Genomic DNA, 12199 nt, shown 5'->3' with positions numbered 1-12199 from the left:
GCGATTAGGAGTTGTGAGCGATGAGTGAACAGCAAGAAAATCAAAAAAACAATCCATCACCTTGCCAAGATGAAGACAAACCGTCTTCATCTTTTCGTCGTTTCTTTAGACGTTTTGTACAAGGTCGAAAGGTTGGGAGCCAGCCTGGAATGATTTTATTTCTTCTTGCTACTTTGACGGGTTTGGTGATGGCTGTCCCTATCTTCTATGTTGTCTGGATGTCATTGTTTGCTGGATCCGACAAGTGGATGACTTTAATCGATTCACGCATCCCACAGTTGCTTTGGAACACTATTAGCCTGACTGTAGCTGTCACAGCTGCTGCTGTTGTCATAGGCGTTGCACTAGCTTGGATTGTTAACCGAACGAAGCTACCAGGGGGAAAGCTGTGGCAGTGGTTACTTGCTCTCCCACTTGTGATCCCACCATATGTTGGAGCGGTCACCTACATTATCGTATTAGGACCTCGTGGCTGGGTAGCCCGTGAATGGGAGAAGCATGACTGGTTAGTGAGATTATTTGGAGATTTCTCCTTTGATATTTATTCTTTTTTTGGAGTTTTATTCGTCCTAACACTGTTTACCTACCCTTATGTTTTTCTAATAGCAAGCGCTTCTTTACGAAAGATGAATCGTAATTATGAAGAAGTCGCTCGCTCACAAGGGTTAACGACAGCGGGAATCTTTTGGAAAGTAAACCTCCCTTTCCTACGACCTGCTATTGGTGCTGGCGCTATATTAATCGCCTTATATGTGTTATCGGACTTTGGTGCAATTGCGATGATGCGTTATACAACTTTCACAGCAGCTATTTATTACCAAATGGGTAGCTATGATCATATAGGGGCGACTGTCCTTTCAGTTGTTTTGATTGGATTGACTCTTATTATATTATGGTTAGAATCATTAACCAAAAGGAAACAATCCTATGTCCAATCAAGTAATACATACAAAGAGCCCGACATTTTATCACTCGGTAAGTGGAAATGGCCGGCTATGTTATTTGTGTTAATCATATTCTTTATCTCGGTTTTACTGCCCTTGAGTGTTCTCATCTATTGGTCGATCCAAGGCGTTCAGGCAGGAGCTTTAGATAGTCGATTTTTTGAATATGCTTGGAATAGTGTAAAGGTTTCAGGTTTAGCTGCGATTATTTGTATGATTATTGCATTACCAGTTGTATATTTACGCTCCAGATACCCTTCAAAGAGTTCTTATTTCATTGAAAAAATTAGCTATGCTGGTTATGCTTTACCAGGTGTCATTGTGGCTCTAGGAGTTATCTTTATATTTAATAATCATTTACCGTCCTTTTATAATACGTTCTATTTAATTGCTTTTGCTTTTGTAATTCGTTTTTTACCACAGGCCATGCAATCAACAGATGCATCGCTTAGCTTACTTTCACCACGAATTGACGAAGCAGCACGTAGTCTCGGTCACCCACCTTGGAAGGTTATGATTAAAGTCATTATTCCATCTATATTCCCTGGCATACTCGCAGGAGGTGCGCTCGTATTTGTTAGCAGTATTAAGGAATTGCCTGCCACTTTACTTTTGCGCCCACCAGGCTTTGATACACTAGCTGTTCGTATATGGGTAGAAGCTAGTGAAGCTGTTTATCATATGGCAGCCCCAGCCGCTCTAGTGATCGTGGTCGTATCCATTATTCCTTTAACATATATGTTAAAAAAGTATTAAGGAAACAGCCCCTGACATTTTACCGTCAGGGGCTGTTTTTTATAGTATTTACTGTTGGTGTACTTTTCTTCTTTTTGAGAGAATAAAAATCATCCCTGCTAATAAAGTTAAGCTTAGACCAATAAAGAGAGTTTGATAATTAGATGTTGCTGTACTAGGTAATGATTCTCCACCTTTATCATCCTCTGTCTTTTGATCTTTATTATCTTGATTATTTTCGTTTTCGTTATTTTGCTCCTCATTGTCAGTTCCTTGCCCTGATTCTTCAGATGGCTGCTCTGGTGTTGGTTCTGAACCATTTTCCGACGTATCATCGGTTATTTCAAAAATAGTAAAGGTACTAAATTTATTAATAACAAAACTAATACCTGTAATTTGACCATTTTCGTCACGTACGAATTCACCTTTGATGACTTTTCTTTCACCATCAGTATGCTCGATGAAAATTCGGACATTCTCTAGGTTATCAATTTCACTAACATCTAAAGGAAGAATAACCTCTGTTTCAAACCCTTTATAGTTCGTTTCGATTTCCCTAGGAATTCCTATCATTTTAACGGTTTCCTTGTCATTCAATTCCTCTAATACTAGTGGGTGGTTCTTTAATCGATCATTTACATTTTGTCTCTCTTGATCCTCTCGAATTGGAACAATTCTAAGGAATAAATCTTTACCTTCTTTAATCATTTGCTCAATCGTTTCTTTCGAAAGTTTGATAGAGCCTTGATCCGTATTAATAGTTAAAGAGTTTTTAATTTTTTCCAAAACAGACAAAGGAATTTCAATCGCTATTTCATCAGCTAAATCTGTTGTATCATCTGGTAAATAAATCGATAATGGCTCAAGAATATCATTTGGAACCATTTCATTATCAATAATTAATTTATCAATTTTATTAACAACCTTTTTATTATCACGGTCGAGTAAATGAATTCTTTGTATAGCCAAAGGTTTTTGTGAAAACCCATTAGCTTCAATTACAACTTGTCGTTTACTATCCGTAATAACCTTATCGCCCATTAATTCACTCTTTACAACTAGTAAGAATGTTTTTTCAAGCTCTATATCTCCTTTTTTCAAAAGAGCTGTAACAAGAATAGAACGATCTCTTACTTGGCGTTCAATGCTAGCTTCATTGCCTGATATATTAATTACTTTTTGGTCACTAGAAGTCCATGATACTTTTGTTCCATAATCTCCTGTGTTTAAGACTAAAAAGTTTGAAGTAATACTTTCCCAAGTATCACCTTTGGCAAATTTAAATGCTGTAGCCATCGTTAACGCTCGATAATCAATAGTCAAATCTAACGAATTAACTAATCGCTGCTTTTCGTTGTTATTCGTTATTAGCTGAATGCTCTCCCATAAAACTTGATTTTCCTTTTTAGTGAACCTGACATCATTAGCACTTGGTTTGTCACTTTGGGCCATGTCATCTATACCTTTTTCAACCCAATTCACATAATTTTTTTGTTTATTTGCTGCACTTTGATTGGTTTTACCAATGACATCGATGATTTCCTCGAACCATTCAGGATTATTCACCACAAATGAAATCTCTTTTAAGCGAGTATTAATGTTTTGGTAAAGCGTTTCTTTTTGCTTATCGGAAAATTGACTGGCATCTACTTCTTTTTTAATCTCAATCAGAGCAGCTGGTGAGTCTTCTTTTCCAATTTGATTACTTAGTTCAGCCGTTTTCTTATCATTATTTAAAGAATTTACTGTTTTCTCTAGCTGTGCTGTTTGGTTCTTTAGCTGTTCTGTTATTGTACGGATTTCTTCTGTCTTATTACCTTCTGTTAATAACGCTTCTAGTTTTTTCTTTAAATCCTCTATTTTTGAGTAAGTAGCCTCTTGTTTACTGCCACCTACATTTTCATAGCTTTTTTGAGTATTTTTTGCATTGGTTAACGCTTCTTCGGCAGCTTGCTTCGCTTTATTTAATTCTTCTAATTCTTGTTGAGCCTGCTTTTTCTCGATGGCTATCTCAAGAAGCGCTGTCGATTTCTCTAATTGTAGAGTTGTTTTCAAAATTTCATCTTTATTTAAAGGCTGTTTCTTTAATAAATTTTGTAGCTTATTTCTTAAGCTTTCTGTTTCTAAATAAAGTGGATTTTCCTTTTCACCTACTATTTGTACAAAGCGATCCTTTGTTTGATTAGCATCTTTTATTGCTTTCTCTGCTGCCTCAACAATTGCTTTAAGTACTTCAGATTCAATTTGCTCCTCTTTATCCTTAATAGCTACTTCTAAAAGCTTTGTTTTCTCTTTTAAATCATAAGTAGCTTCTTGAAGCTTTTCCTTATCCAAAGGATCTTCCTCAAGTATTTCCTCTAAGGCCTGTTTCGCTTTTTCAACCTCAGAATGATAAGAATCCTTCTTATCTCCACCTAATTGTTGATAACGATTCTGCTTCTCTAAAGCGTTTTTTATTGAATCCTCGGCTGCTTTTTTAGCTTCCTCTAACTCTTGCTGAGCTAAATCTGCTTTTCTCTTTTCCGTTTCAACTTCTAATAAACCTGTTTTTTCTTTTAGTTCTAACGTCTTTTTTCTAATCTTATCTGCCGTAACATTTTCATTCTCTAAAAGCTGCTTTAGCTCTTCTTTCACTTTTTCGACATCTTGATGAATAGGCTCGTTTACATCTCCACCTATTTCTTTGAATTCATTTTGGCTATCTAATGCTGCTTTTACTGCCTTTTCTGCTGCTTCTTTTGCTTCTTGAAGGTCTTTTAAGGCCAATTCTGATTCTTTATTTTCGATAAGCACCTTTATAATAGCTATTTTTTCCTTTAACTTAAAAGTATCATCAAGAAGTTCTTCAGCAGTAGCATCTTCTTTTTCTAAAAGCTGCTTTAACTGCTTTTTAGCTTCTCCTAACTCTTGGTACTCTGGCGTTTCTTTTTCACCGCCTATATTTGTAAAATGCTCTTGTTCTTTTTCAGACTCTAAAATGGTTTCTTTTGCTTTTTCTATTGCTTGTTTTTTCTCATTTTTTCCAGTTTCTTCGCTTAATTTCTGCTTCTTCTCCTTTAAGCGCTCAATGGCCTTCTCAATTTCATCCTCAGATGCTTTTTTATTAATAAGCTCGTTTAAATCTTCTTCCGCTTCTGCAACTTCTTTATAAACGGTATCAGATTCTTCTCCATCAGAAGATAAATATCTTTCTTTCAAATCATCCAGATCGTTTTTAGCGACTACTTTTGTTTTTGTGCTATCAAGTTTTCCTTTTTCTTTAAAGACAATAGTTAGCTCTTGTCCCTCTTTAATGTTTTTATCATAGAAAGTAATCGTTACATCCGATACCGAATCTTTTGTATTCGTTTTTCTAGCAACCTCTTCTCCTTGATCATCATATACAATAATGATCGTTCCCTCAGGGACATCTTTAATCGTTAATTGATTACTGTCAGCATTTAAGTCCATCTCTTCTTCTGTTGGACTCTTACTTCTAACCTTTGCTTCTTGAGCTGTTTTTGTACTTTCTTTGTGACCATCGATAGTGAAGGTAATGTCTAGTGTTTCTCCTTCTGTCAAATCAAGGTCTTCAAAAGTAACCGTACCATCTTTTCCAACCTTAGAAACAAGGATTTCATCGCCTCTATAAACTTTAACCTCTGTTCCTTCTGGAACATCGTTCACTTCAATCGTTCCATCTGTCGCATTAATGATTATTTGTTCCTTCTTAGGCGCAGCGGTATCATCCATCATAAGTCGCTCTGCTTCTGCTCGCTTAGTTGGGTCAACAATATCATCGATTAATTCGTCTGTCGCTTTTTTCTCTTCTTCCGTAAGCTCGTCCAAATCCTCTTTAATTCTTTCGATAAAGATTAAACGTGCATCATCCTTATCATCATCATCAAGATCGGTTTCATTAATAATATCGCGAATGATTATGATATCTCCTTCATGCCTAATATCGATCACTCTTTTATCGATTACTTCTTCAAGTAAATCTAACTTTAATTCCTTTTTCTTACTGTCTTCTAATATATCCTCATCGTCAATACGGTCTTTCACTTCTCGCACATCATCCATCGTTTCAATATCAGCGATATCTTCTTTAATGTCGTCTACGACAATCTCTACTTCTACATCACTAAAATCACGTTCATCCAAGCTTGTATAATACGTAAATGATTTACTTTCTCCTGCCTTTAATACACCCGAATCCCAAGTAATCGTAATCGCGACATCATCTCGTATTGTTTGGTTTTTTTCAACAGGCGTATCATATGCAGCCGCGGCGTATGGATTTTTATTACTAAACCCAAAAATAGATGCTTTTACATTCGAGTCATTTGAATAAAAGAAAATCGGAATTCTTGAACCAAATGCCAGATATAATGGATCAGTATCGCTAAATGTTTCAGCCTTTACTACTGACTTTCCATCTTCAGCAACTGTATGGGTCACCGTATTATCTGTATCATACAGACCACCACGATATTGTGAATTATCTGGATCAAAGGATCGCATATAGCGGGCACCATCCCAATCTTCCTCTGAGATATTCTTAATCGTCACCACATTGCGATAAAACTTATCATCGGTTTTAAAGCTAATTTGCTGAGTAATCTCCATTTCATCTTCCCAAAGAGATACCGCTTTAGCCTTAAGCTCGCCCTTTTCTGTATTCGATTCGTTTGTTACAACTGTAGGCATATTTTTATCATTCATTTGCGCAGCATTTGTATTACTTTTTGTCGCTGAACCAATCTGATAGCCTACGGCAAACCTCTCTTCAGGGGTACCTGGCAAATAATAATCGACCGGTAAATCACGGCCATTACAAAAGCCATCATGATCGGCACTCATTCCAATTTTATTAGAACCACTTCCAGGAGAAGTCTCCCCTCCCAATGTTCCTCTAAAATTATTAGGTTTATCTCCTAAACTACCAAAATCTCCCCAATTACTAATTCCTAATTCAATAAAGTTTCCACCTAAAAATAATTCCGTTCCATTTTCTCCACCAAGCTCTGCTCGGGCTCCTCCATAAGAACAAGAGTCATTCTCTGTATCCTCATCATTGGCATGAGCGATTAACGTATTTGGTAAAAACAATTGAAGTAATAATAGTACTACCAAGCTTACATGTATCCATTTCTTTGATTGCGGAACATACATCTTCACCCTATCATCTCCCTAACTAATCTCTTTCAGATCCTGATCATTTTCCATTTAATCTGTATGACCTAATAATAGTTCTTTAGTCTGAACAAATTCTGAACAATGAAATTTAAAGCGACTTTATTACAGTTAAAAAAGACCTATTTCTTTTTTATCCTAAAAAAGCTGATACAAATGTATGAACAGGAATCAATAGTTTTAGTTGCTCCGGCTGTTTGCGCCCCCAAGACAACCCGCATCGGGTGGGACTCTGCAAAACTAACTTTAATTAAAAAGCGGATTTCGGCATGGACTCTTTATTGACCACTAGATTACCTATTTAAATTGAGAACCTACAAATTCAATAGACCCTCCTTCTTGATAAGAAGGAGGGTCTATTGTCCATTTCAAGTTTAAAACAGCTCTTGTCACAGCCTCAATACAACTAATAGATTTATTCTGGTCGAAAGGGTCGAATCATTTTTTTTGTATTTTCCTGTGGTTTTTCCTTTAGCTCACTCCAAATATAATCCTCATATTGCTTATAGTGATGAATTGCTTCTTCTGTTTGATTTTGCTCTATATACCAATGCAAAAGCATCTGCCTAAATTGCTCTTCATAGGGCTCTAGCTCGATGAGCTTTAATAACACCTTTTCCTTCATATTATTTTCTAATTTTCCTTGCTCAATGATATTTGTTAACCTTTTTATATAGTTGGCTCTTATTTCATAACGTAAGGAAGCAGACCACTCATAATCATCTTCAGCTAAATAATCACCTTTGTAAATGTCTAGTAGTTTCTGAATATAATGCTCATTCAGCTCTTGCTCCAATTGAGTCATTCTCTTAAAATCACTTTCATAGTCTAAATGAAGGCGATATCGCTCATCGACAAATTCAATCACTTCTTCAAAGCCTTGATTTTTTAATTCTTTTCGAAGCTGATACATACTAGTGTGAAGAAGTCCTTTTGCTTTCTCAAAGGAAGAGTCGGGCCATAAAGCGTCCATAATTTGATCTTTATGCACCGCTTTATTTTGATGTAATAAATAAGCACATAATTCTTTTACTTTTTTTGTTCTCCATTTTATAGAAAGACCGTCCTTATTATATAAAATAAAATGACCAAGAAACTGAGCTTTAAAAGGCTTCTTTTTCTGAGCTTTTGAATGTCCTTGTTTTCTACTTGAAATCCTTAATACCGTTTCCTCTAATCTCTTTTGATCAATCGGCTTTAATAAATAATCGACTGCATGAACCTGAAATGCTTCTAGAGCATATTGATCATATGCCGTCACAAAAACAATATCTAGTTGTTCTTGCGATTTTAATGATTCTGCTATTTGTATTCCATTTTTACCCTGCATTTCAATATCTAGAAATATTAGATCCGGTTTAAGCTCATTTACGGCCATCACTGCCTCTTCACCATCTGTAAATTTTCCAACAATGTGGACAGCATTCATTTGATTTAAAAGATTCTCTAATAAGCTTATCGCTAATATCTCATCATCAATTAATATCACTCTGATCATCTGAATTCTTCCAATCGCTTAAAATTTGGTAATGTCATGTTAACGGATGTTCCTTTATTTTCAGTGCTTTTAATTGAAATAGTAGCTTCAGGATATTGCTTTACCCTTTTAAAGGTGTTCGCTAAGCCAACACCACTGCTTTTATGATGCTTAAGTGATTCTATTTCCCTCAACCTCTCTTTACTCATTCCTACACCATTATCGTTTATATCAATATGAATAGAGTCTTTTGTCGTTTGAATGATCAATTGTATTTTACCTTGACCCTTTTTATTTCCTATTCCGTGTCTAATCGCATTTTCTACAATTGGCTGGATTAACAACGGTGGAATGAATCCAGATATCCCTTCTTCAAGCTTCATTTCAAAATCAAATTGGTCCGGATATCTTGCTTTTTCAATTTCTATATAAGCATTTACAAGTGATAGCTCTTGTTGAATAGGAATCCATTTGTCTGTATTCATAAAAACAAAGCTTCCTCTTAAAAATTGAGCGAAATTAGTAATCAATTTCCTTGTTTTTTCCATATCAATATAGCTCAATGACATTATCGAGTTAAGCACATTATAAATAAAATGTGGTTTTATCTGGGCCTGTAAAAAAGCGACCTCCATATTTAAAGCATTCTTCGAGGTTTCTTTCATTAGTAGCAAATTTTTAATTCTCGTTTTTAGCTCTGAAATATCTATCGGTTTATGAAGAAAATCATTAGCGCCCGATTGAAAGGCTGCGACAATGTCATCTGCTAAAATAGCGGCTGTTAGCATTAATACAGGAAGCTCTGTCATATTATATCTTTCTCTAATTTTTTTACAGACCTCATAACCACTTATATTTGGCATCATAATATCTAGTACGACTAAATCCGTATCGGGATTCTCAGAAACCTGTTGTAAGGCATCTTTTCCGTTATCGACCGCAATAATATAGTAGCCTTCACCTTTCAAACTATCTACCAGTAATTTAATGTTGGAATGATTGTCATCTGCAATAATCACTTTCTTATCCTTAGGATCACCTACACGATAAGGAAATATCAATGGAGCTCGTTCCTTAACCTCCACTTTTCGTTGTATTTTAAACAGCGACTGATTTTCCGGTTTTTCGGCTACTACAGGCAAGCTAAAATAAAAGGTGGAGCCAACTCCAACTTGAGAATCAACCCAAATTCTACCTCCCTGCAGCTCTACTAGCTCCTTGGAAATACTAAGCCCTAACCCTAAACCAGCCACTTTTTCATCATGATCATATTCGTAGTTATCGAAAATTCTTTGCAATCTATCTTCTTCAATTCCTTTTCCATTGTCCTTAATCGAAATAATCATTTTATCCTTTATAACTTGAGCGTTAATTTGGACTTTACCAGAATTTGAATATTTCATTGCATTGTCTATTAAATTATAAAGAACCTGTCTTAAACGATTTTCATCGGCCTTAATATAAGGTAATCCCCTTTGAATCAATACTTCTATTTCAATGTTTTCATAAAGATATGAAAACACCTCAGAAATAACATACGTATTCGTAAAGACATCAACTTCTTCAAGATGTAAATTAAGTTCACGACGCTTTAATTTCGTTAAATCTAAAATATCGTTTACTAAGCTTGAAAGTCTCTTCACTTTCGCCATAACGGTATTAATTTTTTCCTTTTGATGAAGAGTTAACATCTTACCCTCTTGATCTGAAAGCATAGTTTGTAAAATCGCCGTCATGCCATAAAGTGGTGTACGAAATTCATGGGAGGTTTTTGCTAAAAACTCATCCTTTAATTTATCTACTTCTACTAATTTTTGGGTTAATTCTTCATTTCTTCGGTAAGCATCTGTTAATCGATGTGCCAGAAAGAGAGCAAGTGTTAACAAATAAATAAAAGGAAGAAATGGTGGCGCCCAGTTAAAGAGCGAATAGCCAATAATCTCTCCTGATGCCACGATAAAATAGAAAAGAAGAGTGATAGAACCAAATAATAAATAAGTAGAACCAGTCGTACGATTGGCAATAGCTCTCACTTGAATAAATAATAAATAGACGACAACTAAACAAAAAAAGGCTCCGTGTACATTTTGGAAAATAGAATTAATAGTAGTCGGTAAAAATATGAGTAATGATAATAGTATTCCTATATATAAGAGCCATTGTCCCATTCTTTTTATGGCATACTCTGATAACAGTCTTTGAAAAAAGAGTAATTGAAAAATGGCAACAATATTAGAAGAGTGCTGCAGTCTCTGAAACCAAGCATAAGAGATGTTTGGAAAGTATTCATACAAAACCTTCTCACCATGTGTCGCAAAAAATAAGACAAAGCTAAAACAAAGTAAAGAAAAATATAATAAGCTACTTTGCTTCCTCAAATGTAAATAGAATCCTAGAAAAAAGAGCCCGATAATTAAAAAGGCTGAAATGGTTACATAATCATAAAATAGAGATTGCTCTCTCAGCTTATAAATGCTTTCTATATCGCCAATATACAGTGAGTTTAATATACCGCCACCTGTTGCATAATCAAAGTTAGCAACATGCAATAATAATTCTACTTCTCCACCATCCGTTGTAAAAGTAGCAACATACGGTGTGTTTTCAGGGGTATAGGTGTGATCTTCTTTTGGTAAACCACTATGCCCTATTTTTTCTCCATCCATATACAATGAATTTGACATTCGTATATTGTTCGTTTTGATCGCAAAATGCTGAACATCCTCAGGCAGCTTTAACAAGAGCCGATAGGTAGCACTAGTAAATTTATCAACATCTTCATGCTGTCTTGTCCATAAAGATGGAATTTGGGTCGTGATAAAATCAGCTTCGTTACCCATCTGATTAGACTGAACTAGTTGATTAAAAGAAACCGTCCATTCACCGTCTAATTTGAACAGATTGTCTCCTTCCTCATTCCAACTAACCTTTGTTAAATCTAAGTATCCACCTTCAGCACTCGGTAATTCTTGGTCATTTGTATTCAATATATTGAACATTAGGACACTTAATAGAACAAGCCCTACAAAAAAACTGCCTATGATATAACCTCTTAATTTCGTCTTCATTGGCGACTATATTCCCACTTTCCCCTTATATAGTTAGAATTATAGCAGTATTCTTGAAAGTTCATAGAACATTTTTGTTATTTTTAAAATGAATCCATTTCATCATTAACATTTTTTAATGAAGACGGAGCGGTTAGGTTTTGCTTTTCACTTTAGGTAGATGCTTTCCCAAGGGCTTGTCCTCAGCTAACTCTGACTACGCTGAGCTTCGTCAGAGTGGATCTTCACACTGCGCTCTTCCTTTTGGAGTCACTACCTACCGTTTCAATCAATAAGTGATTTCGCAAGCATTCAATACATCTTTATAATGGAAATCGAGCGGTTAGGTTTTGATTTTCACTTTAGGTAGATGCTTTCCCAAGGGCTTGTCTTCAGCTAACTCTGACTATGCAGAGCGTCGTCAGAGTGGATCTTCACACTGCGCTCTTCCTTTGGGAGTCACTACCTACCGTTTCAATCAATGTGTGATTTCGCAAGCATTCAATACATCTTTATAATGAAAATCGAGCGATTAGGTTTTGATTTCCACTTTAGGTAGATGCTTTCCCAAGGACTTGTCTTCAGCTAACTCTGACTATGCAGAGCGTCGTCAGAGTGGATCTTCACACGGCGCTCATCCTTTGGGAATCACTCACCAGCTACCATTCACTTTTAAGACCATTTTGAAATGGACTCAATAATAAAACAAAGTTAAGATGTTTAAAATTCAGAATTATAAAAACAAATATATGATTAATATTGAGTTAGTTACAAGAAAAACCTTCGCTATCCTAGATCGAAATCATCAATCATTAATACAC

At 35.5% G+C, this 12199-nt stretch carries 4 protein-coding genes; 1 reads left to right on the top strand and 3 read right to left on the bottom strand.

Annotated elements, in window-relative coordinates; all coding sequences use genetic code 11:
- Positions 1–20: 20 nt before the first annotated feature.
- Positions 21–1700 (top strand): ABC transporter permease, encoded by a 1680-nt coding sequence (locus AZF04_RS15675; protein WP_061949539.1) that lies wholly within the window; start codon positions 21–23, stop codon positions 1698–1700.
- Positions 1701–1748: 48 nt separating this feature from the next.
- Here AZF04_RS15675 and AZF04_RS15670 read toward each other — a convergent pair whose 3' ends face one another.
- The 3 genes from AZF04_RS15670 to AZF04_RS15660 all read right to left on the bottom strand — a co-directional run bounded on the left by AZF04_RS15670 (position 1749) and on the right by AZF04_RS15660 (position 11399).
- The gene (locus AZF04_RS15670) at positions 1749–6833 is read right to left on the bottom strand and encodes an immunoglobulin-like domain-containing protein (RefSeq protein WP_327020398.1); all 5085 of its coding nucleotides are present in this window, start codon (positions 6831–6833) and stop codon (positions 1749–1751) included.
- A gap of 436 nt (positions 6834–7269) precedes the next feature.
- Positions 7270–8352 (bottom strand): response regulator, encoded by a 1083-nt coding sequence (locus AZF04_RS15665; protein WP_061949537.1) that lies wholly within the window; start codon positions 8350–8352, stop codon positions 7270–7272.
- Positions 8349–11399: an ATP-binding protein gene (locus tag AZF04_RS15660; protein WP_061949536.1), complete on the bottom strand. Its 3051-nt coding sequence runs from the start codon at positions 11397–11399 to the stop codon at positions 8349–8351. The genes AZF04_RS15665 and AZF04_RS15660 overlap by 4 nt, the downstream gene beginning before the upstream one ends.
- Positions 11400–12199 lie beyond the last annotated feature (800 nt).

Source organism: Alkalihalobacillus trypoxylicola, assembly GCF_001590785.1.
Classification (GTDB): domain Bacteria; phylum Bacillota; class Bacilli; order Bacillales; family Bacillaceae_D; genus Alkalihalobacillus; species Alkalihalobacillus trypoxylicola.
The sequence above is the reverse complement of the archived record's forward strand: the minus strand, read 5'-3'. Positions and strand labels throughout refer to the sequence as shown.

Excerpts from the sequence above, each read along its gene's own strand:
- AZF04_RS15660 (WP_061949536.1), bottom strand. The coding sequence starts at position 11,399 with ATGAAGACGAAATTAAGAGGTTATATCATAGGCAGTTTTTTTGTAGGG.
- AZF04_RS15675 (WP_061949539.1), top strand. The coding sequence starts at position 21 with ATGAGTGAACAGCAAGAAAATCAAAAAAACAATCCATCACCTTGCCAA.
- AZF04_RS15670 (WP_327020398.1), bottom strand. The coding sequence starts at position 6,833 with ATGTATGTTCCGCAATCAAAGAAATGGATACATGTAAGCTTGGTAGTA.
- AZF04_RS15665 (WP_061949537.1), bottom strand. The coding sequence starts at position 8,352 with ATGATCAGAGTGATATTAATTGATGATGAGATATTAGCGATAAGCTTA.